The 25,725-nt window shown below is 61.2% G+C and carries 22 protein-coding genes; 6 read left to right on the forward strand and 16 right to left on the reverse strand.

The annotated features are described in order from the left end of the window. Positions 1-338: 338 nt before the first annotated feature. Positions 339-2,180, forward strand: coding sequence for a dihydroxy-acid dehydratase (gene ilvD, locus AC1MDT_RS20540; protein WP_201115825.1), 1,842 nt, complete (start codon positions 339-341; stop codon positions 2,178-2,180). Between the two features lie 178 nt (positions 2,181-2,358). Here ilvD and AC1MDT_RS20545 read toward each other — a convergent pair whose 3' ends face one another. After that, complete coding sequence (locus AC1MDT_RS20545) at positions 2,359-2,646, reverse strand: DUF6124 family protein (protein WP_480418703.1); 288 nt, start codon at positions 2,644-2,646, stop codon at positions 2,359-2,361. 430 nt (positions 2,647-3,076) lie between these two features. Beyond that, the gene (locus tag AC1MDT_RS20550) at positions 3,077-3,589 is read right to left on the reverse strand and encodes a dihydrofolate reductase (protein ID WP_480418704.1); all 513 of its coding nucleotides are present in this window, start codon (positions 3,587-3,589) and stop codon (positions 3,077-3,079) included. Between the two features lie 85 nt (positions 3,590-3,674). Here AC1MDT_RS20550 and AC1MDT_RS20555 point away from each other — a divergent pair, with 85 nt between their 5' ends. Continuing rightward, on the forward strand, positions 3,675-5,045 hold the full coding sequence (locus tag AC1MDT_RS20555; protein WP_480418705.1) for a DUF2868 domain-containing protein: 1,371 nt from the start codon (positions 3,675-3,677) through the stop codon (positions 5,043-5,045). Then, entirely contained in the window at positions 5,038-6,414 is a 1,377-nt protein-coding gene (locus AC1MDT_RS20560) for a GTPase/DUF3482 domain-containing protein (protein WP_480418706.1), read from the forward strand. Before AC1MDT_RS20555 ends, AC1MDT_RS20560 begins: the two co-directional genes overlap by 8 nt. Before the next feature lie 113 nt (positions 6,415-6,527). Here the strand turns inward: AC1MDT_RS20560 and AC1MDT_RS20565 are convergent, their stop codons facing one another. From AC1MDT_RS20565 to AC1MDT_RS20595, 7 genes are all read right to left on the reverse strand, one after another. Beyond that, a complete protein-coding gene (locus AC1MDT_RS20565) occupies positions 6,528-7,085 on the reverse strand; it encodes a phosphonate degradation HD-domain oxygenase (RefSeq protein WP_480418707.1) in 558 nt (185 codons plus the stop codon). Then, positions 7,085-8,218 (reverse strand): TIGR03364 family FAD-dependent oxidoreductase, encoded by a 1,134-nt coding sequence (locus AC1MDT_RS20570; protein WP_480418708.1) that lies wholly within the window; start codon positions 8,216-8,218, stop codon positions 7,085-7,087. Before AC1MDT_RS20570 ends, AC1MDT_RS20565 begins: the two co-directional genes overlap by 1 nt. A 124-nt stretch (positions 8,219-8,342) precedes the next feature. Continuing rightward, on the reverse strand, positions 8,343-9,368 hold the full coding sequence (locus tag AC1MDT_RS20575) for a putative 2-aminoethylphosphonate ABC transporter substrate-binding protein (RefSeq protein WP_480418709.1): 1,026 nt from the start codon (positions 9,366-9,368) through the stop codon (positions 8,343-8,345). 41 nt (positions 9,369-9,409) lie between these two features. Continuing rightward, entirely contained in the window at positions 9,410-11,134 is a 1,725-nt protein-coding gene (locus tag AC1MDT_RS20580) for a putative 2-aminoethylphosphonate ABC transporter permease subunit (RefSeq protein WP_480418710.1), read from the reverse strand. Next, entirely contained in the window at positions 11,134-12,210 is a 1,077-nt protein-coding gene (locus AC1MDT_RS20585; protein WP_480418711.1) for a putative 2-aminoethylphosphonate ABC transporter ATP-binding protein, read from the reverse strand. The genes AC1MDT_RS20580 and AC1MDT_RS20585 overlap by 1 nt, the downstream gene beginning before the upstream one ends. Positions 12,211-12,428: 218 nt before the next feature. Further along, complete coding sequence (locus AC1MDT_RS20590) at positions 12,429-13,292, reverse strand: LysR family transcriptional regulator (RefSeq protein ID WP_480418712.1); 864 nt, start codon at positions 13,290-13,292, stop codon at positions 12,429-12,431. 16 nt (positions 13,293-13,308) lie between these two features. Beyond that, entirely contained in the window at positions 13,309-15,570 is a 2,262-nt protein-coding gene (locus tag AC1MDT_RS20595; protein WP_480418713.1) for a heavy metal translocating P-type ATPase, read from the reverse strand. Positions 15,571-15,655: 85 nt separating this feature from the next. Between AC1MDT_RS20595 and cadR the strand changes: the two genes are divergently transcribed. After that, positions 15,656-16,105 carry a Cd(II)/Pb(II)-responsive transcriptional regulator gene (gene cadR / locus AC1MDT_RS20600; RefSeq protein WP_480418714.1) on the forward strand — a complete coding sequence of 150 codons (450 nt, stop codon included), beginning with the start codon at positions 15,656-15,658 and terminating at the stop codon, positions 16,103-16,105. A gap of 128 nt (positions 16,106-16,233) precedes the next feature. Here cadR and AC1MDT_RS20605 read toward each other — a convergent pair whose 3' ends face one another. The 3 genes from AC1MDT_RS20605 to AC1MDT_RS20615 all read right to left on the reverse strand — a co-directional run bounded on the left by AC1MDT_RS20605 (position 16,234) and on the right by AC1MDT_RS20615 (position 18,927). After that, entirely contained in the window at positions 16,234-17,205 is a 972-nt protein-coding gene (locus AC1MDT_RS20605; RefSeq protein WP_480418716.1) for a thymidylate synthase, read from the reverse strand. A 47-nt stretch (positions 17,206-17,252) separates the two neighbouring features. Beyond that, a complete protein-coding gene (gene lgt, locus AC1MDT_RS20610) occupies positions 17,253-18,065 on the reverse strand; it encodes a prolipoprotein diacylglyceryl transferase (RefSeq protein WP_480418718.1) in 813 nt (270 codons plus the stop codon). A 79-nt stretch (positions 18,066-18,144) separates the two neighbouring features. Beyond that, positions 18,145-18,927 carry a sulfite exporter TauE/SafE family protein gene (locus AC1MDT_RS20615; RefSeq protein ID WP_480418719.1) on the reverse strand — a complete coding sequence of 261 codons (783 nt, stop codon included), beginning with the start codon at positions 18,925-18,927 and terminating at the stop codon, positions 18,145-18,147. A gap of 133 nt (positions 18,928-19,060) precedes the next feature. On the opposite strand from AC1MDT_RS20615, the gene AC1MDT_RS20620 reads away from it, so the two are divergent. Next, positions 19,061-19,807, forward strand: a complete 747-nt coding sequence (locus AC1MDT_RS20620) for an NRDE family protein (RefSeq protein WP_480418720.1) — start codon at positions 19,061-19,063, stop codon at positions 19,805-19,807. Positions 19,808-19,937: 130 nt separating this feature from the next. Here AC1MDT_RS20620 and ptsP read toward each other — a convergent pair whose 3' ends face one another. Together ptsP and AC1MDT_RS20630 are read right to left on the reverse strand one after the other, a co-directional pair. After that, a complete protein-coding gene (gene ptsP, locus AC1MDT_RS20625; RefSeq protein WP_480418721.1) occupies positions 19,938-22,217 on the reverse strand; it encodes a phosphoenolpyruvate--protein phosphotransferase in 2,280 nt (759 codons plus the stop codon). Between the two features lie 22 nt (positions 22,218-22,239). Further along, complete coding sequence (locus AC1MDT_RS20630) at positions 22,240-22,719, reverse strand: RNA pyrophosphohydrolase (protein WP_007945562.1); 480 nt, start codon at positions 22,717-22,719, stop codon at positions 22,240-22,242. 143 nt (positions 22,720-22,862) lie between these two features. Here AC1MDT_RS20630 and AC1MDT_RS20635 point away from each other — a divergent pair, with 143 nt between their 5' ends. After that, complete coding sequence (locus AC1MDT_RS20635) at positions 22,863-23,519, forward strand: histidinol-phosphatase (protein WP_480418723.1); 657 nt, start codon at positions 22,863-22,865, stop codon at positions 23,517-23,519. Positions 23,520-23,624: 105 nt separating this feature from the next. On the opposite strand, the gene AC1MDT_RS20640 is transcribed toward AC1MDT_RS20635, so the two are convergent. Further along, positions 23,625-24,050, reverse strand: coding sequence for a DUF2269 domain-containing protein (locus tag AC1MDT_RS20640; RefSeq protein WP_480418724.1), 426 nt, complete (start codon positions 24,048-24,050; stop codon positions 23,625-23,627). A gap of 39 nt (positions 24,051-24,089) precedes the next feature. Next, entirely contained in the window at positions 24,090-25,604 is a 1,515-nt protein-coding gene (gene ilvA / locus AC1MDT_RS20645; RefSeq protein ID WP_480418725.1) for a threonine ammonia-lyase, biosynthetic, read from the reverse strand. Positions 25,605-25,725: the final 121 nt, after the last annotated feature.

Below are 25,725 nucleotides of genomic sequence, written 5' to 3' on the forward strand. Positions count from 1 at the left end.
GCGAAGAACGCCAAGACGACGCAGCATGTCTGGTAGACCGCGTTGTATGTTCGTTTTTCGCGAGCAAGCTCGCTCCTACACGTTTCCAGTTTGCGCATCCGTATGTCACGTAAGCGTTAGCCCCGCGTTCGTGGGCATTCCCTCCTGCCGCCAGCCGTGTAGAATCGCGACATTCATCGCCAGTCATCCCCCGGCGGGTTTATGAGCTCAAGCTGAAGCGCGCGGCGATCCCGCAAAGTTATCGGCAACTTCCGGACACACGGCCATTTCTGGGTGTTCCAGACGTCAATAGAAGCTCACTTCCCTTTTGATACCTGATTAGCCGCCCGGAGTGCTTCATGCCTGATTACCGCTCGAAAACATCCACCCACGGCCGTAACATGGCCGGTGCCCGCGCACTGTGGCGCGCAACGGGGATGAAAGATGACGACTTCAAAAAGCCGATCATCGCCATTGCCAACTCCTTCACCCAGTTCGTACCGGGCCACGTGCACCTGAAAGATCTGGGGCAACTGGTTGCCCGCGAAATCGAACGCGCTGGCGGCGTCGCAAAAGAATTCAACACCATCGCCGTGGATGACGGCATCGCCATGGGCCACGACGGCATGCTGTATTCGCTGCCGAGCCGCGAGATCATCGCCGACTCCGTCGAGTACATGGTCAACGCCCACTGCGCCGATGCGATCGTCTGCATTTCCAACTGCGACAAGATCACCCCTGGCATGCTGATGGCGTCTCTGCGCCTGAACATCCCGGTGATCTTCGTCTCTGGCGGCCCGATGGAAGCCGGCAAGACCAAACTGGCCAGCCACGGTCTCGACCTGGTCGACGCCATGGTCATCGCCGCCGACTCCAGCGCTTCTGACGAGAAAGTCGCTGAGTACGAGCGCAGCGCCTGCCCGACGTGCGGTTCGTGCTCCGGCATGTTCACCGCCAACTCGATGAACTGCCTGGTTGAAGCCCTGGGCCTGGCCTTGCCGGGCAACGGTTCGACCCTGGCCACCCACAGCGACCGCGAACAGCTGTTCCTGCAAGCCGGCCGCACCATCGTCGAGCTGTGCAAGCGTTACTACGGCGAGAACGACGAGTCGGTATTGCCGCGCAACATCGCCAACTTCAAGGCGTTCGAAAACGCCATGACGCTGGACATCGCCATGGGCGGTTCCACCAACACCATCCTGCACTTGCTGGCCGCAGCCCAGGAAGCCGAGATCGATTTCGACCTGCGCGACATCGACCGCCTCTCCCGTCACGTGCCGCAACTGTGCAAAGTCGCGCCGAACATCCAGAAGTACCACATGGAAGACGTGCACCGTGCCGGCGGGATCTTCAGCATCCTCGGCTCGCTGGCCCGTGGTGGCCTGCTGCACACCGACCTGCCGACCGTGCACAGCAAGACCCTGGCCGAAGGCATTGCCAAGTGGGACATCACCCAGACCACCGACGAAGCCGTGCATCACTTCTTCAAGGCCGGTCCTGCGGGCATCCCGACACAAACCGCGTTCAGCCAGTCGACCCGTTGGGAAACCCTGGACGACGACCGTGAAAACGGCTGCATCCGCAGTGTCGAACACGCCTACTCGAAAGAAGGCGGCCTGGCCGTTCTCTACGGCAACATCGCGCTGGACGGTTGCGTGGTTAAAACCGCTGGCGTCGACGAGTCGATCCACGTGTTCGAAGGCAACGCGAAGATCTTCGAAAGCCAGGACAGTGCCGTACGCGGCATCCTCGCGGACGAAGTGAAGGCCGGCGACATCGTGATCATTCGTTACGAAGGCCCGAAAGGCGGCCCGGGCATGCAGGAAATGCTGTACCCGACGTCGTACCTGAAATCCAAAGGCCTGGGCAAGGCCTGCGCCCTGCTCACCGACGGTCGTTTCTCCGGCGGCACCTCGGGCCTGTCCATCGGCCATGCTTCGCCGGAAGCAGCCGCAGGCGGCGCGATTGGTCTGGTGCAGGACGGCGACAAAGTGCTGATCGACATTCCGAACCGCTCGATCAACCTGTTGATCAGCGACGAGGAAATGGCTGGCCGCCGTGCCGAGCAGGATCAGAAAGGCTGGAAGCCGGTGGAAAAACGTCCACGTAAAGTGACCACCGCGTTGAAGGCCTACGCCCTGCTGGCGACCAGTGCCGACAAGGGTGCTGTGCGTAACAAGGCGATGCTCGACGGGCTGTAAGCATTAACCGTTGAACAAAAAATGCCCCGCCAAGTGCGGGGCATTTTTGTTTTCGTAAATCCCCTGTAGGAGCGAGCTTGCTCGCGAAAGTCGTCAACGATAACGCTGGAGGCCTGGCACCCCGCGGCGCTCTCAGGCTTTTCGCGAGCAAGCTCGCTCCTACAACGGTGGATCGGCGTTAATCCTGCGGGTCGAGGTTATCCAGCGCCTGGTTCACCGCCAGTTCACCCAACATGATGACCTGCGCAATCCCCAGCATCGTGCTGCGCTGCGTGCCTTCCAGCAGTCCAGCGAAGTCGCTGGCCATGACATTTGCCGAAGCGAGTGATTCACAGGCGTGGGCCAACAGGGTTTCGGTGTCGAGGCCGGGTGCGATCATGAATGTTCTGCTGGGTTTGCGAGGGGTGGCGTTGATGCGGGCGGACAGGTCGTCGGACTCTGGGGGATCGGGGGTGACTTTTAGCATTGATGAACCTCCTGGAAAAACAAGGAGCCATCACCCTCGCTACCAAACGAAGGGTGGCGGCCATACGCAGGTTGGTAGACCGGTCCAGGAAACCCGGCGCGCCCGAAAGCGCCCTACGCATGGCCACCATACAAGCAGAGTCGAAAAGCCCTGCAAGAGGTTGAGCCATACGCCTGGAAAATCCGGGCTACCAAACCCGATCACTGATGTTCAGTGACGAGGGAACGATAGAACCCCGGCGCCCAGGCGCACAAGTCGGCGGATTCTGAAGCACGCGTAGTCCGCTACGCAAGAATGTGTAGCCTTCGAGAGTGTCTGGAGATGTTTATTAAACAGAGGCTTTCATTGCGCCCACTGGCCCCTTCGCGAGCAGGCTCGCTCCCACAGGGGAATGCGTTCAACTGTGGGAGCGAGCCTGCTCGCGATGCTTTTAAGCCTTTTCCCAAACCTCAAAGTTGTACGCCGGCTTGTCGCCATCTGCCGGATTCGGCACATTCGACACTAATTTCCACTGGTTAACATCAAATTCCGGAAACCACGCATCCCCTTCCGGGCTCAACGCCACGCGCGTCAAATACAACCGATCCGCCTGTGCCATTCCCTGCGCGTACAACTGCGCCCCACCAATCAGCATCACCTCATCGACGCCCTGCGCCAGCGCCCATTCCTGTGCCCGTATCACCGCAGCTTCCAGTGACGGATAAACCTCCGCGCCTTCCAACACCAGGTCAACCTGACGGCTGACCACGATGTTCAACCGGCCCGGCAGCGGACGACCGAGGGAATCCCAGGTCTTGCGCCCCATGATGATGGGCTTGCCGAGGGTGGTGGCCTTGAAGTATTTGAAGTCCCCCGGCAAGTGCCAGGGCATGCTGTTGTCGACGCCGATCACGCGGTTTTCACCGAGGGCTGCGATCAGGCTGAGGGGGAGTGATTTAGTCATGCCGGCGAGGATACCAGAGCCATCCGTACCCCGATAAGCGCCACAGCGGTTATGCTCACCGTTCAATTAAGCGACGGGATGCCGCGTGACTGAACTGAATAACCTCTGGCTGACGGAAACCATCCGCCTGCGCGAAGAACACGCCGGCCCGCTGGATGATCTTGAAGCCAACCGACTGGCCCGCAGCGCGGGCGGCGACTTGCCGACACGGATTAAACGCCGCGCCCTGTGGCTGGCCGAACGCGATGGGCTGACCACCGCCCTCACCCATTGGCTGCAAGGTGCGCGACTGGCGCTGCTGGTGTTGGCAGTGCTGGCCGTGGTCAGCGGCGCCGGGCTGGGGTTCGCCGCGTTGAACGACGGACAAATGCCGGTCAATGTGTTCTGGGCCTTGGGCAGTCTGCTGGGGTTGAACCTGATGCTGTTGCTCAGCTGGGCGCTGGGCCTGGTATTGGCTGGCGACCATGGTGCAACGCTGGGTCGCCTGTGGCTGTGGCTCAGCGAAAAACTCGCCCGCGATGCCAAAGCGGTGCAACTGGCGCCGGCCCTGGTGTTGTTACTGCAACGACAGAAACTCAATCGCTGGGCGATTGGCGTGCTGGTCAACAGCCTGTGGCTGCTGGCGATGCTCAGCGCTCTGGTGATTCTGCTGATGTTGATGGCGACCCGGCGTTACGGCTTCGTCTGGGAAACCACCCTCCTCAGCGCCGACACCTTTGTGACCATGACTCAAGCCCTCGGCGCCCTGCCCGCCTTGCTGGGCTTCAACGTTCCGACGGTCGAGATGATCCGCGCCAGCGGCGACACAGCGCTGAACATCGAAAGCGCCCGCCAGGCCTGGGCCACATGGCTGGTCGGTGTGTTGGTAGTTTACGGCGTTTTGCCGCGCCTGCTGCTGGCCCTGTTCTGCCGCTGGCGCTGGACATCCGGCCAAGCGTCGTTGCGCCTGGACCTGAACCTGCCCGGTTACGCGCAACTGCGCGAACGGTTAATGCCCAGCAGCGAACGCCTGGGCATCAGCGATGCCGCGCCAGAGCAGCTTCATACCGTCGAAAGCGGCGTCAGCGCGCTGCACAGCGATGGCGCGCTATTGGTCGCCATCGAGCTGGACGATCAACGTCCGTGGCCGCCCGCCCTGCCGCAAAACGTGAACAACGCCGGCATCCTCGACAGTCGCGAATCCCGGCACAAGCTCCTTGAACAACTCAGTCGTTTCCCTCCGGCCCGGTTAGCCATCGCGTGCGATCCACGTCGCTCGCCGGATCGGGGCAGTCTGGCGCTGATTGCCGAACTGGCGCGCAACGCCAGCGCCACCCGCATCTGGTTGCTGCAAGCACCGCTGGGTGAAGCGCTGGACGCGGAGCGTTTGGGCGATTGGCACGTCGCGTTGCAACAGCTTGAACTGCCCTTTGCCGATTGCGCGCCGATGAACTGGCTGGAGACCGGGCATGACTAATCCGCGCAAGCCGCCGTTGAAGCTTGCCGTGGTCGGCCACACCAACGTCGGTAAAACGTCGTTGCTGCGTACCCTGACCCGTGACGTCGGCTTCGGCGAAGTGTCCCATCGACCGAGCACGACCCGCCACGTCGAAGGCGCGCGGTTGTCGGTGGACGGTGAGCCGTTGCTCGACCTGTTCGACACGCCGGGGCTGGAAGACGCCATCGCCCTGCTCGATTACCTCGAACGGCTGGAGCGCCCAGGCGAACGGCTCGACGGCCCTGCGCGGCTGGCGCGTTTCCTTGAGGGCAGCGAAGCGCGACAACGTTTCGAACAGGAAGCCAAGGTGCTGCGCCAACTGTTGAGCTCGGACGCCGGCCTCTACGTGATCGATGCGCGCGAGCCGGTGCTGGCCAAGTACCGTGACGAACTGGAAGTGCTGTCCAGCTGCGGCAAACCGCTGTTACCAGTACTGAATTTTGTCAGTAGCGCCAACCATCGTGAACCGCAGTGGCGCGAAGCGCTGGCGCGCCTTGGCTTGCATGCCCTGGTCCGTTTCGACAGCGTCGCGCCGCCGGAGGATGGTGAACGCCGACTCTATGAGAGCCTCGCACTGTTGCTGGAAAGCGCCCGCGAACAGCTTGAGCGCTTGATCGCCGATCAGCAGGCTCAACGCCTCGCTCGTCAGCAGAGTGCGGCCCGGCTGATTGCCGAGTTATTGATCGATTGCGCAGCGTGTCGTCGCAGCGTGGCCAGCAATGCCGAGCAGGAACAGCAAGCCATCGGCGAACTGCGCAAAGCGGTTCGACAACGTGAACAACGGTGCGTCGAAGCGTTACTCAAGCTCTACGCTTTCCGCCCGCAAGATGCGGCGGCCAGTGATCTGCCGTTGCTCGATGGCCGCTGGGGCGATGACCTGTTCAACCCGCAAACCCTCAAGCAACTCGGCGTGCGGGTCGGTGGCGGCATTGCGGCCGGCGCGGCAGCCGGGGCCGGGGTTGATTTGCTGGTGGGCGGCCTGACCCTCGGCGCCGCCGCACTGGCCGGCGCCATTGCCGGCGGTGCCCTGCAAACCGTGCGCAGTTATGGCAGCCGATTGATGGGCAAGATCAAAGGGCAACGGGAACTGACGGTTGATGACAGCGTGTTGAGGTTGTTGGCGTTGCGTCAGCGGCAGCTGGTGCAGGCGCTGAATACTCGCGGGCATGCGGCGATGGAAAGCGTTGAGGTGGCAACGCCTCAGGACAAGAGCTGGCGCGAAGGCAAACTACCCGAGGCCCTGAACAAGGCTCGGGCTTATCCGCAATGGTCGTCGCTGAATCCGCGTCCGAAGTTGAGTCAGGCGGACCGGCAGGAGCAGATCGAGGTGTTGGCGCAGCAGTTGTAGGCATTGGCGGGCCTCTTCGCGAGCAGGCTCGCTCCCACAGGGGATATGCGTCGTGCACAAATCCAATGTGGGAGCGAGCCTGCTCGCGATGGCCGCACCTCGGTCTTACTGTCCTAAGCCACCAGCAGACGCAACGCCTTTTCCTTCAACACTGCCAGATCAATCACCGGCACGCCCATCTCCTTGGCCAACTCATCCCACTGCCGCATGCGCAAGCTGACCGCACACAACGGGTCCTGCTCAAACGCTTTTGCCTCTTCAGCAGTCATCACGCCACCTTGATATTCCAACGTGCGACGGCTGGCTTCGCTCAGGCGCTCGTAGTACCCAGGTTCTTTTAAGGTCAGATAACGCTTGGCCTGGACGTGGTATTCCACCAACCGCGCCATGCGCTCGCTGAAACCTGCACGGCGCAAGTAGTCCGCTCCCAGTCGTTCATGGCTGACCACGCCGAAGCCACCCATGTTCTCGGCAGTCTCGGCGCAGATATGCCCGATGTCGTGGAAGAACGCGGCCAGTATCACTTCGTCATCGAAACCTTCGGCCCTGGCCCGTTCGGCGGCCTGGGACATGTGCTCGATCTGCGACACCGGTTCACCGATGTAATCGCTGGCGCCAAAGCGTTCGTACAAACCGAACACCTCGGCGATCACTTGCGTGTTGCGGTCCATCAGTGCACTCCCAATACAGTCGCAACGTTGCGCTCGGCCATCGCCGGCCCGACGCTCATGCCGACGCCCGTGTGCATCAACGCCACACTCACGCCCGGCATTGGACGCAGGAACGAGAACGGGCCCGGACCGCGTGAACCGTAGACGCCCTGCCAGCGTTCCACCACTTGCACCTGGCAACCCAAGGTCTGTTCGGCCAACTCAAGCATCCAGTCGTCTACCTGCTCGGCATTGAACGGCGACGGATCACTGCCGTAATGGTGGGAATCGCCAATGATCAATTCGCCGTAAGGCGTCGGGCTGATCAGCAGGTGAATGCCGTTTTCATGCAGGTGCGGTTGTTCTCTCAGGATGTGCGCCTGCACCGCCGCCGCTTCCGGCAGATCGGCAAACGCGCCGTAGTGCACGCAACTCAACCCGGTGAGCAACGCGTGTTGCAGGTTGAGGTTGATCTGCGGTCGGGCGCGGAGCATTTGCAGGCGGCAGATGTGTGGCTTGAGCTCGGCGATCGGCTCGGCCAGCAAGGTCTGATAATCGTGACCGGAACAGACGATGATCTGCTCGGCGCTGAAGGTGCCGGCCGTGCTGTGCAAGCGACCCGGCTCGATGTCCCGCACCAGGGTGGAGAAGTGAAAGGTCACGTTCAGTTCGCGTCGCAGGTAATCGATCAATGCCGGAATCGCTTCGCGCGAATACAGTTGTTGATCATCCATGCCGTGCAACGCGGCACGGTGATGGCTGAACTGGCCGCCGTAAAGATCGCGCAGGGCAGCACCTCGCAACAGGTCGACGCGATAACCGTGTTCCACGGCGCGGCCGGCGCAGAACGCTTCCAACAGGTGTTCTTCGGCTTCGGTGCGGGCGAACAGGTACGAGCCGTTTCGCTTGAGTTTCAAGCCGGCCAGTTGAGCCCATTGCCCCCAGATGTCGCGGGAGGCCTTGGCCAGTTCGAGCATCGGCCCTGGTGGCTGGCCGGTGACGAGGGCCTGGCCGAAGTTACGCACCGAGGCGCCCAAAGGGGTTTCGCTGCGTTCGAAAACGGTGACTTTGAGACCGCGCTTGGCGGCGGCGTAGGCGTGGGACAGGCCGAGGATGCCGGCGCCTACGATCAGCATGTCGTTGGGGTGTGTCATGGTTTTTTGTCCTGAATTCAGGACCGCTATCGCGAGCAAGCTCGCTCCCACATGGTCCGTGGCGTTCACAAAACCTGTGGGAGCGAGCTTGCTCGCGATGAGGGCCTATCAGCCAATAAGGATCTTACTTGGCAACCACTTTCTCGGACTTGCCGTCATAGCGCTTGCGCCATTCAGTCAGGATTTCATCGCGGTTCTTCGACGCCCAGGTAAAGTCGTTCTTGATCAAACGCTGCTCATAATCGGCGGGTAGTTCAGTCTGTGGCTTGGCGATGCCTGGCTGCGCGAGGACGGCAAAGTTCTCTTTGTACAACTCCATTGCCGCCGGGCTGGCCGAGAAATCTGCCAGTTTCTTCGCCGCTTCTTCATGCGGCGTGCCCTTGATCACAGCCGTTGCTTCGATTTCCCAACCCAGGCCTTCTTTCGGCAGGATGATGTCCAATGGCGCACCCTGACGCTTCAGCTGAACAGCCGGGTACTCAAAGGAAATACCGATCGGGAATTCGCCCGCCGCAGCCAATTTGCAAGGCTTGGAACCGGAGTGAACGTATTGGCCGATGTTCTGGTGCAGCTCGTCCATGTACTGCCAGCCTTGCTTCTCGCCGAAGGTTTGCAGCCAGGCGCTGACGTCGAGGAAACCGGTGCCGGACGAGGCAGGGTTGGGCATGACGATCTTGCCTTTGTACTCAGGCTTGGTCAGGTCTTGCCAGCTCGTGGGCTTGGTCAAACCCTGCTTCTCGGCTTCGACGGTGTTGAAGCAAATGGTCGCGGCCCAGACGTCCATGCCGACCCAGGCAGGCGGGTTGGCGGCGTCACGGTAGTTGCCACCGATCTTGGCCAGGTCTTGTGGCGCATAGCTTTGCAGCATGCCTTGCTGGTCGAGGATCGCCAGGCTCGAAGCGGCCAGGCCCCAGACTGCGTCAGCCTGCGGGCGGGCTTTTTCGGCCAGCAGTTTGGCGGTGATGATGCCGGTGGAATCGCGCACCCACTTGATTTCGACGTCCGGGTTGGCCTTTTCGAAGGCGGCCTTATAGGCCGTCAGTTGTTCGGCTTCGAGGGCGGTGTACACCGTCAACTCGGTTTTCGCCGCGTAGGCGTTCAGGCTGAAAGCGGTGAGGACAGCAGCGGCGAGGGCCAGGGGCTTGAACATGATCGTTTTCCTGTTTGAGTTGAGGTTTGCGGGATTGGAAATCAGTTGCCGGGCGCGGTCTGCCGCCAGGCCTGAGAGCGGCGCAACAAGCCGCGCGAAGCCCAGGCCAGCAACAGGGACACGCCCGCCGAGGTGAACAGAATCAGGGTCGACATCGCCGCCGCGCCGCCGACGTTGCCGGCGTCGTCCATGTTCAGCACTGCCACGGCTGCGAGGATGGTGTCGGGGCTGTAGAGGAAGATGGCGGCCGAGACCGTGGTCATGGCCGAGACGAACAGGTAGCGCACGATGTCCAGCAGCGCCGGCAGGCAAATCGGCACGGTGACGCGCAAGTAGTGGCGATACAGCGGCGCCTTGAGCGACAACGCGGCGGCTTCGAATTCTGCGTCGAGCTGGCGCAGCGCGGTGGTGGCGGTCATCTGTGCGGTGGTCAAATAGTGCGCAATGGTGCAGACCACCAGCAGGGTCATGGTCCCGTAGAGCACGTGCAACGGGTTGCCGTTGAGGTTGAAGAAGAAGACATAACCCAACCCCAGCACCAGGCCCGGCACCGCCATCGGTACGAAACTGAGCATGCGCAGTATCAGATTCAGTCCGCGCTGGCCCTTGGTTTTTTCCATCAGGTAGGCGCCGGTGAAGATCAGCACGCTACCGATCAGCGCCGTGCACACTGCCATCTTCACGCTGTTGCCGTAGGCCAGCCAGCCGCCACCCGCCGTGTCGTTGAACTGGTAATGGTTGAGCGACAGCGACAGGTTGTACGGCCAGAACTTCACCAGCGACGAGAACACTGCCATGCCGAAGACCAACAGCAACGCAGCGCAGATCAGCAGCACAATCGCCAGGTAGCAACGGTCCCGAAGTTTTGACGGTGCCGGCTTGAAGACTTGCGCCCGACCGCTCATGGAGTCGCCGTGACGCCGACGCAACCAGGCATCGACACCGAAGCTGAACAGCGCCGGCAACAGCAGGACCATGCCGATCAGGGCACCGCGTCCGAACTGTTGCTGGCCGACCACGGCTTTGTAGGCTTCCAGCGCCAACACTTGATAGTCGCCACCGACCACTACGGGTACGCCAAAATCGGTGATGGTCAGAGTGAACACCAGGCAGAACGCTGCGAACACTGCCTGACGCGTCGCCGGCCAGGTGATGCTGCGGAAGGCTTTGGCCGGGCTGGCGCCCATGCTGGACGCGGCATCGAACAGTCGCGCATCGGCCAGGGACAGCGCCGACAGCAAAATCATCAAGGCGTGTGGGAAGGTGTAGATCACCTCACCCAGCACAATGCCCCAGAAGCCGTAGATATTGTCCGAAAGCAAACCACGCAACAGGCCCTGATTGCCGAACAGGTAAACCAGCGCAATCCCCGGCAGCATCGACGGCGCCATCAGCGGCAACAGCGACAGCCCACGCCAGATGCCTTTGCCCGGAATCAACGTGCGTTGCAGCGCGTAGGCAAATAGGTAGGCCAGCGGTACGACAATCGCCGCCACGCTGAGGGACACTTTTAAACTATTGCCCAGCAGCCAGTGGAAGTTCGCACTGGTCACCAGTTCGCGGGCAGCGACCAGACCACCGCCCTGCCCGGCTTCCGAGCTGAAGCCACGCCAGAAGATCGCCAGCAACGGCATCAACACGGCGACGCCAAGCAACACCAGCAACAGGACTTTGCCGCCAACGACAAATACCCGGTCGCCGATCTCGGCACGGGAGGTCTGCCGAACCTGCTTGTGCGGTATCGGCAGCGCGATGTTCGCGCTCATCAGGCAAACACCTGCAGGCTGCGCGGCGGCAAGGCGACCATGATCTGCTGTGCGCCGAGACGCGGCATGGCTTCCGGCGCCAGTTCGGCCAGCAGCGCATGACCTGGCAGTTGATCGAGCTCGAAGCTCATGCGGCAACGGTTGCCGAGGAAGGTGATTTCGCGAACCTTGGCCGGGAACAGGTTTTCTTCGTGTGCCAGCGGGTTGACGTTGATCGCCTCGGGGCGGCAGAACAGCCGGCCCGAGGCGGTTTTCGCACTGCCGTCGGCCAGGCGCATGTTCAGGCCACCGACCTGGGCGTGGCTGTCACTGCTGCGGTGGAACGGCAGCCAGTTGCCCTGACCGACGAACTCCGCCACAAACGGGGTGGCCGGGCGGTCGTAGATTTCCTGCGGCGTGGCGTACTGCTCGACCTTGCCGTTGTTCATCACGGCAATGCGGTCGGCCATCAGCATGGCCTCGTCCTGGTTGTGCGTGACCATCAGCGTGGTGATGCCAAGGTTGCGCTGCAACTGACGCAGTTCGGTGCACAGATGCTCGCGAACCCGGGCGTCGAGGGCGGACATCGGTTCGTCCAACAACAACAGCGAAGGTGCAGGCGCCAAGGCGCGAGCCAGCGCGACGCGTTGTTGCTGGCCACCCGACAATTGGCCGGGGTACTTTTTTTCGCTGCCGATCAGGCCGACCAGTTCCAGCATCTGACCGACACGCTTGCGCACTTCATCGCGACCGCTGCCGGCAAGGCCGTAGGCAATGTTCGCTTCGACGGTGAGATTGGGGAACAACGCGTAGGACTGGAACAGGATGCCGTAGTCACGGGCCTGAGGCGCCAGATGGGAAACGTCGCGATCACCGAGGTACAACTCGCCGCTGTCTTGCTGCTCCAGACCGGCGATGCAGCGCAGCAAGGTGGTTTTGCCACAGCCCGACGGGCCCAGCAGACACACCAGCTCACCGGCCGCCACATCGAGGGAAACGTTGTCCAGCGCGGTGAAGGCGCCAAAGCGTTTCTGCACGCCGCGCACTTTCATCGGGGCGCCGGGGTTGGTCAGGGTAGTTGCAGTCGAGTGGTTCATGGACAGGCCTCATCAAGCAGATGAAGGCCATCCTAGGGAGGTAATGCGTCCGTCATGTGGCAGTGAGGCAAAAACGGCTGATAGTGGTATTCGAGGATTTGGGTTGTGGGGTGACGATCTGACGCCTTCGCGAGCAGGCTCGCTCCCACAGGGGGGGAATGCGTTCCAATGTGGGAGCGAGCCTGCTCGCGAACAGGCCAGACCAGTCACCGCAACTCTCAAGCCGGGGCCATTTCCTGCGCCAACCCCAGAAACGCCGCCGGCAGCCGCGCGCCTTTTCGTTCCTTGAGGCAGTACAAATACTCAGGGATTTGCGGTGCGTTCTCGATGGTCAGCACCCGCAGTTGCGGATCGTGCGGCACTTCCTGCCGGGCAATGATGCTGATGCCGATGTTGCGCAATACCGCCTCGCGGATTGACTCGCGGCTGCCGATCTCCAGCAACGGTCCGAAACTCACCCCGGCGCTGGCCAGCAGTTCTTCGGTCAAGCGTCGGGTGGTCGAGCCCGACTCCCGCATCAACAAGGTATGCCCGGCCAACGCACTGAGCGGCACATGATCATGCACCGCCAGTGGATGATTGCGATGCACCGCCAGCACCAGCGGATCGCTGCCGAGCACCCGGCGAATCAAGCGTGCATCGTCCAGTAACTGCGAGGAAGCGGCGACATCGACCCGGTAATCCTCCAGCGCTTCAAGCACCTGCTGGGAGTTGCCGATCTCCACCGACACTTCCACCTGCGGCAAGCGCTCGCGAAAGGCTTTCACCAGGTCGAGAATGTAATACGGCGCGGTGGCGGCAATGCGCAAGGTGCCCTGGACCTGGCCGCTGTTGCGCAGGAAAAACTCGATGTCGGCTTCCTGCTGCAATAGCTTCTTGACCATCGGCAACAGCCGGGCGCCTTCATCGCTGACGCTGAGACGGCGGCCGCCCCGATAGAACAGTTCAACCGAGTACTGACTTTCCAGGTGCTTGATCTGGGTGGTCACCGTGGGCTGGCTCAAGCCAAGCTTTTTCGCCGCCAGGGTGATGCTGCCCAGGCGGGCAACCATATAAAACGCCTTCAGCTCGGCACTCAGCACACCCGTCCCTCATCACTTATTTGCGCAGCAGGCGCAAACCGTTGAACACCACCAACAGGCTTACGCCCATGTCGGCAAACACCGCCATCCACATGGTGGCGAGCCCGGCGAAGGTTACCCCAAGAAAGATCGCTTTGATGACCAATGCCAGCGCGATGTTTTGCTTGAGGATGCTCGATGTCTGCCGCGACAACCGGATAAACGCGGGGATCTTGCGCAAATCGTCGTCCATCAGGGCGACATCGGCGGTCTCGATAGCGGTATCGGTGCCGGCGGCGGCCATGGCGAACCCTATCTCGGCGCGTGCCAGCGCCGGGGCGTCGTTGATGCCGTCGCCGACCATGCCGACGTTATGGCCCCGTGCATACAGGGCTTCGATGGCTTGCAGCTTGTCGGTCGGCAACAGGTCGCCCTGCGCCTCGTCGATGCCGACTTGCGCAGCAATTGCCTGCGCGGTGTGGACGTTGTCGCCGGTCAGCATCAGGGTTTTGATGCCCAGGTCGTGCAGTTGCTGGATCGCCTCGCGGCTGGAATCCTTCACGGTATCGGCCACGGCGAACAGCGCCAGTGGGCCGGATTTATCGAGCAGCAACACCACTGATTTGCCCTGTTTTTCCAGCGCGAACAGCGTTTCTTCCAGCGCAGGCGAGCACAGGCTCAGTTCTTCCACCAACCGGTGGTTGCCCAGGTGGTAGACCTGACCGTTGATTTCACCGCGCACGCCACGACCGGCCAGGGCTTCGAAGTTATCCACAATGTGAAGCGCGAGTGGTTTATCCACAGCCGCATGGGCGATGGCCAACGACACTGGGTGGTCCGAGCGACCGGCCAGCGCCGCTGCAATCGCCGGGGCGGATTCGTCCGCCGTCGGATCAAGCGACAGGTAATCGGTCTGCACCGGTTTGCCGTGCGTGATCGTGCCGGTCTTATCCAGCGCCAGGAAATCGAGCTTGTAACCGCCCTCCAGATAGACGCCGCCCTTGATCAGAATCCCTTTGCGCGCCGCCGCCGCGAGGCCGCTGACAATGGTCACTGGCGTCGAAATCACCAACGCACACGGGCAAGCGACCACCAGCAACACCAGCGCCCGGTAGATCCAGTCAAACCAGAGCGCGCCCATGAACAGCGGCGCAATCACCGCGACGGCGAGGGCCAGGATGAACACCGCTGGCGTGTAGATTTTCGAGAAACTGTCGACGAAGCGCTGAGTCGGCGCCCGTGCGCCCTGAGCCTGTTCGACGGCATGGATGATCCGCGCCAGCGTCGAATGGTTGGCCGCAGCGGTGACGGAATACTCCAGGGAGCCCGCCTGATTGATGGTGCCGGCGAAGACCTTGTCGCCGAGGGTCTTTTCCACCGGCAGGCTTTCGCCGGTGATCGGCGCCTGATCGATGGTCGAACTGCCCGACACCACTTCACCGTCCAGACCGATTCGCTCACCGGGCCGCACTCGCACTCGCGCGCCCAGTTCAATGGTTTTCACGTCCTGCTCGACCCAACTGCCATCCGCCTGCCGCACCGTGGCCTGTTCCGGTGCCATCTGCATCAAGCCGCCAATCGCGTTGCGCGCGCGGTCCAGGGATTTGGCTTCGATCAACTCGGCCACGGTGAACAGGAACATCACCATCGCCGCTTCCGGCCACTGACCGATCAGGATCGCACCGGTCACCGCGATGCTCATCAGAGCGTTGATGTTCAGGTTGAGATTCTTAAGCGCGATCCAGCCCTTCTTATAAGTACCGAGACCACCGCCAAGAATCGAGATTAATGCAATGACCGCCACCACCCAATCGGGCGCAGCGTTGGTGAAGTGGATAACTTCAGCGGCCAGCGCACCCACACCGGACAGCGCCAACGGCCACCAGGGCTTTTTCACTGGCGCCGGGATTGGCGCTTCGACGCCCCGCTCCAGCGGCTCGGCCTGCATGCCGAGGAATTTGATCGCGTCGATGATGGGTGCGGTGTTCGGCAGGTCGTGGGTGACGCCCAACACGCGGTTGATCAGGTTGAATTCCAGCTGCTGCACGCCCGCGAGCTTGCCGAGTTTGTTCTCGATCAGCGTCTGCTCGGTGGGGCAGTCCATCGCGTCGATGCGAAAACTGCTTAGCCGCGCGCCGGCGGTGGGCGTTGCGCTCAACTTGATCAGCGTAGGTGCCGCCACCTTGGCGGAACAGCAGGAATCCCCATGGCCGCCATGGTCATGCTTTTGCACGGGCTGCAGCTTGTGGCTGTGCTCGTGCTCAGCCTCGGGTGGGCGGGTGTGTTGGGAGTCGCTCATTGGGTCGCGTCCATAAAGGTGCCTGTTGCCAAGTAAAGACCCTGTAGCCACTATAGGGTCAAGCACCCATTTGGAGATTGCCGTCATGAAGATCGGAGAACTGGCCAAACTTACCGACTGCGCCGTGGAAACCATCCGCTATTACGAGCGCGAAAACCTGCTGCCGGAACCGGCCCGCAGCGACGGCAACTACCGCGTCTACACCCAGGCCCACGCCGAACGCCTGACCTTCATCCGCAACTGCCGCACCCTCGACATGACCCTCGAAGAAATCCGCAGCCTGCTGGCCCTGCGCGACAGTCCGCAGGATCAATGCCAAAACGTGAATGCGCTGATCGATGAGCACATTCATCACGTCAAGGCACGGATTGATGGATTGCTGGCGTTACAGACACAACTGCTCGACCTGCGCCAACGCTGTAGCGAGGGGCCGGACATTGATCAATGCGGGATTTTGCAGCGCTTGGAAGTGAGCGGCGGGGTGGTGGCGGCGGAAGTTGAGCCTTCTCATGTTGGCCGTAGCCACGGCCACTAAAAACACCACACCCCCTCCTGTAGGAGCGAGCTTGCTCGCGATGAATCCGAAGGCGGCGCATTTTTCCAGACAGTACGCGTCTTCGTTCACGTCCATCGCGAGCAAGCTCGCTCCTACAGGGGACGGCGTTATACCGCCATCGGGGCGGTCATTGGGGCGTGGTGTTGGTAGCCTTCCAGCGAGAAATCGCTCGGCTCGATCAACTCCAGCCATTCGGGCTGATAAACACCAGTCTTGGCAAACTCCGGCACACGGTCGCTGATCACCAGTTTCGGCATCGGGAACGGCTCGCGCGTGAGCTGTTCGTTGAGCATGTCCAGGTGGTTTTCGTAGACGTGGGCGTCACCGATGAAATAGGTGAACCAGCGTGGTGTGTAACCGGTCAGGCGACCGATCAGGCTCAGCAGCGCGGCGCCTTCGGTGAGGTTGAACGGTGTGCCCAGGCCCAGGTCGTTGGAGCGGATGTAGAGGGTCAGAGAAATCTCTTTAGTCTCGACATTCGGGTGGAACTGGTACAGCAGGTGGCACGGCGGCAGAGCCATTTCATCGAGCTGGGCGACGTTCCAGCCGTGGAACAGGATGCGGCGGCTGCCCGGGTCCTTGATGATGGTATCGACGCACTGACGGATCTGGTCGATCGCCTTGTACAGCACCACGTAAGCCTGACCGTCTTCTTCGCCTTCAGCGATCTGACGATAACCCTGGCTCAGGGTCTGCTCGATGGCGGCCTGGTTACTGACCGGGATCTGCTTGTACGCCGGCCACTTGCGCCATTGCACGCCATAGATCTCACCGAGGTCGTCTTCACCCTGACGGAACGGGTTGGCCAGCCACTGGGTGTTTTCGTTGGCGTTCTGGTCCCAGACCTTGCAGCCCAGCGCGCGGAATTCAGCAGCGTTGTTCACCCCGCGCAGAAAACCACACATCTCGCCGATGGCCGATTTGAAGGCCATCTTGCGGGTGGTAATCGCCGGAAAACCTTCCTTGAGGTCATAACGCAACATCGCGCCCGGGAAGCTGATGGTGTTCACGCCGGTGCGGTTGGCCTGCCGGGTACCGTTCTTGATGACGTGGGCGACCAGTTCGAGGTATTGCTTCATGAGTTACCTGTGTCCTTGAGCCCGGGACCAGAGCCCCGGGTTCGAATTTATACTGCCGCCGCTGGAGACGCCGGAGCGCGGTGATACGCCAGCCAGATCAGGAACAGCCCGGCGATGATCATCGGTACGCACAGTAGCTGGCCCATGGTCAGCCAATTCCAGGCCAGATAGCCCAGCTGTGCGTCCGGTACGCGGACGAATTCGACGATGAAACGGAAAATGCCATAGAACAGCGCAAACATTCCCGACACAGCCATGGTCGGCCGCGGCTTGCGCGAGAACAGCCAGAGAATCGCAAACAGCGCCACGCCTTCCAGCGCGAACTGGTACAGCTGCGACGGGTGACGTGGCAACTGCGATGGATCGCTGAAGGGCGGGAAGATCATCGCCCACGGCACGTCGGTCGGTTTGCCCCACAACTCAGCGTTGATGAAGTTGCCGATACGCCCGGCACCGAGGCCAATCGGCACCATGGGCGCAACGAAGTCCATCAGCTGGAAAAACGACTTGTTGTTCTTTTTACCGAACCACAACGCCGCCAGCATCACGCCGATGAACCCGCCGTGGAACGACATGCCGCCCTTCCACACTTCGAAGATCAGCGTCGGGTTGGCCAGATAAGCACTCAGATCGTAAAACAGCACATAGCCCAGGCGGCCACCGACGATCACACCCATCGACATCCAGAACACCATGTCGGAGAGCTTCTCTTTGGTCCAGGTCGGGTCGAAACGGTTCAACCGACGGGACGCCAGTAGCCAGGCGCCGCCAATGCCGATCAGGTACATCAAACCGTACCAGTGGATTTTCAGCGGACCGATGGCCAGGGCCACCGGATCGATCTGCGGGTAAGGCAGCATTGCGACTCCTCGTTAGAGTTGAAACTTTTAAAAATTCCCGGGCGACGCTGCCACCTCAGGATTAAGCCAACATTGCGGGCTAGAGCAGAAAGCTCAGGCCTACGCAGAACAGCAAAGCGGCGAACAGCTTTTTCAGCAACTTCGGTGATAGCCGGTGGGCCAGTCGGGCACCGAGGCGGGCGAACACCATGCTGGTCAGGGCAATGCCAAGTAACGCCGGCAAGTAAATAAAACCGAGACTATGGGCCGGCAGCAATGGATCGTGCCAGCCCAGAATCATGAAACTTAATGCACTTGCCAGCGCGATCGGCAGCCCGCAGGCGGACGAAGTGGCCACCGCTTGTTGCATCGGCACGCTGCTCCAGGTCAGGAACGGCACGGTCAGCGAGCCGCCGCCAATCCCGAAAATCGCCGAGGCCCAGCCAATCACACTGCCGGCCATAGTCAGACCAAGTTTGCCGGGCACCGTTCGGCTGGCCTTGGGTTTGACGTCCAGCGCCAGTTGGGTGGCGATGACCAACGCAAACACGCCGATGATTTTCTGCAGGTTCGGCCCGGAGATCGCTTCGGCCGTCAGCGCGCCGAAACCGGCGCCGATCAGTATGCCGACGGTCATCCAGACGAAAATCGGCCAACGCACGGCGCCGCGACGGTGATGTTCGCGCACCGCATTGACCGAGGTAAAGATGATCGTCGCCAGGGAAGTACCCACCGCCAGATGCGTCAGAATCGAGGCGTCGAAGCCCTGCAAGGTGAAACTGAACACCAGCACCGGAACGATGATGATTCCGCCACCGACCCCGAACAGCCCGGCCAGCACGCCTGCGCAAGCACCCAGCGCCAGGTAAAGCAGAAATTCCATGGTGTTCCTTAGCCGCTTCTCAAAAAAAGCACCGGCATGGTAACGGATGCGTGGCCTCAAGCTCTACTGGATGGCGATGGATAGAAGCGTGATGTCTGCGTAAAGTGGACAAAAAACACACAAGGACCACCTTATGTGCCTGATTGTTTTCGCCTGGCGACCGGGCCATGCCCAGCCACTGATCGTCGCGGCCAACCGCGATGAGTTCTACGCCCGCCCCAGCCTGCCCTTGGCGCAATGGCCCGAAGCGCCGCACGTCTATGCCGGCCGAGACCTGGAGGCCGGTGGTACCTGGCTGGGTATCGGCGCCAACGGACGCTTCGCCGCACTGACCAATATTCGAGACCCGCATCAACCACCCGCCCGCACGTCGCGAGGTGAGCTGGTGGCGCGCTTTCTCAGCGGCGAGAGGTCGATTGATGACTATTTGAGCGATGTTGTCAGGCGTTCGATGGAGTACGCCGGTTTTAACCTGTTGATTGGCAATGCCAAGGAGCTGTGGCATTTCAATGCGCGGGAGCATGAGGCGGTAATGCTGCCACCGGGTGTTTATGGGTTGTCGAACGCCGGCCTGGATACGCCGTGGCCAAAGTTGCTCAAGGCACGGGCGGCACTGGAGGAAGTATTGGAAGATCCGCAGCCGCAAGCGTTATTGGCGTTGCTGGGCGATCCTCAGACCGCACCGTTTACCGAGCTGCCGGACACCGGTGTGGGGCTGGCCACCGAGACGCTGCTGTCGAGTGTGTTCATCGCCAGCCAGAGTTATGGGACGCGGGCGAGTACGGCGTTGATTGTGCAGGCGGATGGGACACGGGTGATGGTTGAGCGGAGTTTCGGGCCGTATGGCGGGCATCTTGGGGAAGTGGAGGTCAGGCTCTAATTTGTGTTGTCCGCACTGGCCTCATCGCGAGCAGGCTCGCTCCCACAGGGATTTGTGTTGATCACATAACAATGTGCCTACACAAATCCACTGTGGGAGCGAGCCTGCTCGCGATGGGGCCTTCAGAGGTTTAGAGGGTTTTGACCGAAGCCGGATTGATCATCCGCGCCAACCCAAGGTTCTTCAGCGCCAGTTGCAGGGAGCTGTGGATCACTTGCGGGTTGTCGATGGTCATCAACTCAGCGAGCAGCTCCTTGGCCTTGCTCAGGTTGATCTGACGCAGCATCCACTTCACTTTCGGCAAGTTGGTGGCGTTCATCGACAAGCTGTCGAAACCCATCGCCATCAACAGCACCGCTGCCGCCGGATCACCGGCCATTTCGCCGCAGATACTCACGGGCTTTCCTTCGGCATGGGCGTCACGCACAACGTTCTGCAAGGCTTGCAGCACTGCCGGGTGCAGGTAGTCGTAAAGGTCGGCCACCCGCGGGTTGTTACGGTCCACGGCCAGCAGGTACTGGGTCAGGTCGTTGGAGCCGACCGACAGGAAGTCCACTTGCCGCGCCAGTTCCTTGGTCTGATAAACCGCCGCCGGAATTTCGATCATCACGCCGATCGGCGGCATAGGCACGTCGCAACCTTCGTCGCGGACTTCGCCCCAGGCCCGGTGAATCAGGTGCAGGGCTTCTTCCAGTTCGTGAGTGCCGGAGATCATCGGCAGCAGAATCCGCAGGTTGTTCAAGCCTTCGCTGGCCTTGAGCATGGCGCGGGTCTGCACCAGGAAGATTTCCGGGTGGTCGAGCGTGACGCGAATACCGCGCCAGCCGAGGAACGGGTTGTCTTCCTTGATCGGAAAGTACGACAGCGACTTGTCGCCGCCGATGTCCAGGCTGCGCATGGTCACCGGTTGCGGGTGAAAGGCGGCGAGTTGCTCGCGATAGATCGCCAGCTGCTCTTTTTCACTCGGGAAGCGCTGATTGATCATGAACGGCACTTCGGTGCGGTACAGACCCACGCCCTCGGCACCGCGCTTCTGCGCCCGCGCCACGTCAGCCAGCAGGCCGGTGTTGACCCACAGCGGCATGCGGTGACCATCGACGGTCACGCACGGCAAGTCCCGCAGTGCATCCAGCCCGAGGGCCAGTTGTTTCTCTTCCTCGACCACTTCGGCGAACTGCTTGCGCAGCACGTCACTCGGGTTGGTGTAGACCTCGCCGTGGTAACCGTCGACGATCATCTGGATGCCGTCGACCTTGGAATACGGCAGATCGACCAGGCCCATCACCGTCGGAATACCCATGGCACGCGCCAGGATCGCGACGTGGGAGTTGCCGGAACCGAGCACCGAGACCAGGCCGACCAACTTGCCTTCCGGCACCTCGCCGAGCATCGCCGGGGTCAATTCTTCGCTGATCAGAATGGTGTTGTCGGGGTAGACCAGGGTCTGCTGGCGCTCTTCCTGCAAATAAGCCAGCAAACGGCGACCGAGGTCCTTGACGTCCGAGGCGCGCTCACGCAGGTAGGCGTCGTCCATCAATTCGAAACGGTTGACGTGTTCGGTGACCACCTGACGCAACGCGCCCTGGGCCCACTGGCCGGTCTTGATCACGGTGGTGATTTCGCTGCCCAGCGAGGCATCGTCGAGCATCATCAAATAGACATCGAACAGCGCACGCTCTTCGGGACGCAGCTGAGTCGCCAGCTTGGCCGACAACGCGCGCATGTCGGCGCGCACGCCTTCGATGGCGGTCTTGAACAGACCCAGTTCGGCGTCGATGTCGGCGATGGTCTTGTCGGGCACTACGTCCAGATCGGCCGGTGGCAGCATGACCACCGCCGTACCCACCGCAGCACCCGGGGAACCCGGAACGCCGACGAACTTGGCTTCCTGAATGCCTTTACCCTGACGGCCAAGGCCGCGGATCGAACCGGTGGCTTCGGCGTGGGCGATAACACCGGCGAGCTGTGCGCTCATGGTCACAAGGAAGGCTTCTTCACCTTCATCGAACTGGCGGCGTTCTTTTTGCTGAATGACCAACACGCCGACAACGCGGCGGTGGTGAATGATCGGCGCCCCGAGGAATGAGGCGTAGCGTTCTTCACCGGTTTCGGCGAAGTAACGGTAGCGCGGGTGATCCGCGGCGTTTTCGAGGTTCAGGGGTTCTTCACGCGTGCCGACCAGGCCAACCAGACCTTCGTTGGGCGCCATGCTGACTTTGCCGATCGAGCGCTTGTTCAAGCCCTCGGTGGCCATCAGCACGAAGCGGTTGGTTTCAGGGTCAAGCAGATAGACCGAGCAGACCTGGCTGCCCATGGCCTCTTTGACGCGCAACACAATAATCCCCAACGCCGTCTTGAGATCCTTGGCGGAGTTAACTTCCTGGACGATCTTGCGCAGCGTATTGAGCATGGCTCGGGGTCGAACTCCGTCGTCAGTCGCGCGTTAAAAGGCGCGGGGCAAGCTCTTTGAGAGCGCGTCGATACACCTCGCGCTTGAATGTCACCACCTGGCCCAACGGATACCAATAACTGACCCAACGCCAGCCATCGAATTCCGGTTTACCGGTCAAATCCATCCGCACCCGCTGCTCGTTGGAGATCAGGCGCAGGAGAAACCATTTCTGTTTCTGGCCGATGCACAGCGGTTGGCTGTGCGTCCTGACCAGACGTTGCGGCAAACGATAGCGCAACCAGCCCCGGGTGCAGGCGAGAATTTCAACATCTTCGCGCTCAAGACCCACTTCTTCGTTCAACTCGCGGTACAAGGCGTCTTCCGGCGTCTCCTGGGGGTTGATCCCACCCTGTGGAAACTGCCAGGCATCTTGATTGATACGGCGAGCCCATAGCACCTGTCCGGCATCATTCGTGAGAATGATCCCGACATTGGGGCGGAAACCATCGGGGTCGATCACGGCAACAACCTCGCAAACGCATGTCGCCGCATTGTTCCACAAAGGTTGTGAAGGCAGCAACGAGCCGGCCAACCTTATGTGCACTCTTGTGAAAAGTCCGTATTCTGGACACCTTTCTACAAACTTTTCAGCGAGTAACTGCAATGCGGCTGGCTTTATTCGACTTGGACAACACACTTCTGGGCGGCGACAGTGACCACGCCTGGGGCGATTACCTGTGCGAACGCGGCTTCCTTGATGCCGTCGCCTACAAGGCACGCAACGATGAGTTCTATCAGGATTATCTGGCCGGCAGGCTGGACAATGACGCCTACCTGAACTTCTGCCTGGAAGTCCTCGGCCGCACCGAAATGTCCACGCTGGATCAGTGGCATGGCGATTACATGCGCGATTGCATCGAACCTATCCTGCTGCCCAAGGCTATCGAGTTGCTGGCCAAACACCGCGAGGCCGGCGACAAACTGGTGATCATCACCGCCACCAACCGTTTTGTGACCGGACCTATTGCACAGCGATTGGGTGTTGAAACCTTGATTGCCACTGAATGCGAAATGGTCGAGGGCCGTTATACCGGGCGCAGCACTGACGTTCCGTGCTTCCGGGAAGGCAAGGTGACCCGACTGAATCGTTGGCTGGAAGAAACCGGGCATTCGCTACAAGACAGCTATTTCTACAGCGACTCGATGAATGACCTGTCGTTGCTGGAGCAGGTGACGAATCCGGTGGCGGTTGATCCTGACCCGAATTTGCGCGCTGAGGCCCAGAAGCGTGGCTGGCCGGTGATTACTCTGCGCGACTGACCGCCGTACTTGTAGGAGCGAGCTTGCTCGCGATGGTCGTTAACGATGACGAGGGCTGCCAGGATGAACGCGGCGCCCTCACATTTTTCGCGAGCAAGCTCGCTCCTACACAGGTTTGGCGCCCATTAGTCCGGCAATCGCGATAAAACAGGCGAAGCTGAACAGTGCCAGGGCAAAGGTGAACTTGCCGTTGCCTCCCGGTGCAGTGCGCAGCTTGTTAAGCCGCACCAGCAACCAGAACCAGCCCAGCGCCGCCACGGTGTAAAGCACACTGGAAGCCAGCAACCAGGTCTGCCCCAACGGCCAACCCACCAGATGCACCATCCCCCAGCCGGTAAATGGCATGCTCAGCAGTGCCAGCCCCATCAGCAGCCAGATGAACACGCGTGGCCGTTGCAAGGTGCGCGCAGGTGCTGTCGCATCGCCATTGCGCCGTGTGCGCCAGACCCAGATGGCCAGCCCCAGCGCGCTGACCAACAGCACCACCGTCGCCACCATATGCGCCATTTTCAGGGCGGTTAACGTTTCCATTGTTCGATTTCCTTATGACCTGCCCATCAGCGTAGCCCCTCAGCCAAGAAACAGCAGATAGGCCGGATTGTCGCTTTCGTCCCAGTACGGGTAGCCGATTTCCTCTAGCGCAGCGGGAACCAGATGACGCTCTTCGTGAGGCACTTGCAGGCCCGCGACCACCCGGCCATCCGCTGCGCCGTGGTTGCGGTAGTGGAACATCGAGATGTTCCAGCGCCCACCGAGCTTGTTGAGGAAGTTGAACAGCGCTCCCGGTCGCTCCGGGAATTCGAAGCGCAGAATCACTTCATCGACGACATGAGCCGCACGACCGCCGACCATGTGACGGATATGCAACTTGGCCAGTTCATTGTCGGTCAGGTCCAGCACCGGAAAACCCTGCTCGGTCAGACTGGCGAGCAACGCACTGCGCGGGTCATTCTCCGGATGCGTCTGTACGCCAACGAAGATGTGCGCCTCGCTGCCAGTGTTGTAGCGGTAGTTGAATTCAGTAATCTGGCGCTTGCCGATGGCTTCGCAGAACGCCTTGAAGCTGCCCGGCTTCTCGGGGATGGTCACGGCGATAATGGCTTCGCGGCCCTCGCCCAGCTCGGCGCGCTCGGCAACGTGGCGCAGGCGGTCGAAATTGACGTTGGCGCCGGAGTCGATCGCCACAAAAGTGTGCCCGGTGACGCCGCGCTGCTCGACGTATTTCTTGATCCCGGCCACACCCAGGGCACCCGCCGGCTCAGTGATCGAGCGGGTGTCATCGTAAATGTCCTTGATCGCCGCGCAGATCTCGTCGGTGCTGACGGTGATGACCTCATCGACGTAGTCTTTGCAGATCTCGAAGGTGTACTGACCGATCTGGGCCACCGCAACGCCGTCGGCGAAGATGCCCACAGTTGGCAGCACCACGCGCTCGCCGGCCGCCATGGCGGCTTGCAGGCAGTTGGAATCGTCCGGTTCGACGCCGATGATTTTGATTTCAGGACGCAGGTACTTCACGTAAGCCGCAATGCCGGCGATCAGGCCGCCGCCGCCCACCGGAACAAAAATCGCGTCGAGACGCCCAGGGTGCTGGCGCAGAATTTCCATGGCGACCGTGCCCTGCCCGGCAATGGTGTGGGGATCGTCGTACGGATGGATGTAGACGTAGCCCTTTTCGTCGACCAGTTTCAGCGAGTAGGCCAGGGCTTCCGGGAACGTATCCCCGTGCAGCACCACTTTGCCACCACGGGAACGCACGCCTTCGACCTTGATTTCCGGGGTGGTCTTGGGCATCACGATGGTCGCTTTCACGCCCAGCACTTTCGCCGCCAGGGCCAGGCCCTGCGCGTGGTTGCCCGCAGAGGCAGTGACCACGCCGCGTGCGCGCTCTTCGTCACTGAGCTGAGTCAGCTTGTTGTAGGCGCCCCGAATCTTGAACGAGAACACCGGCTGCAAGTCTTCGCGCTTGAGCCAAATGTTGTTACCCAGCCGCTCGGAGAGCTGGCGAGCAGTCTGCAATGGGGTTTCTACGGCAACGTCATAAACGCGCGAGGTGAGGATCTTTTTGACGTACTGTTCGAGCATCGGAAAGCATCACTGAGCGGGTTGGGCAGGGCCAAGGAGTCTAACCCGGCTTTCGCCTGAGCGACCACACTAAACCGGTGGTTTTAACCCGCCGGAAGAGATCATTACCTGTTGTAGGAGC

The organism is Pseudomonas sp. ASL7 (assembly GCF_056680375.1).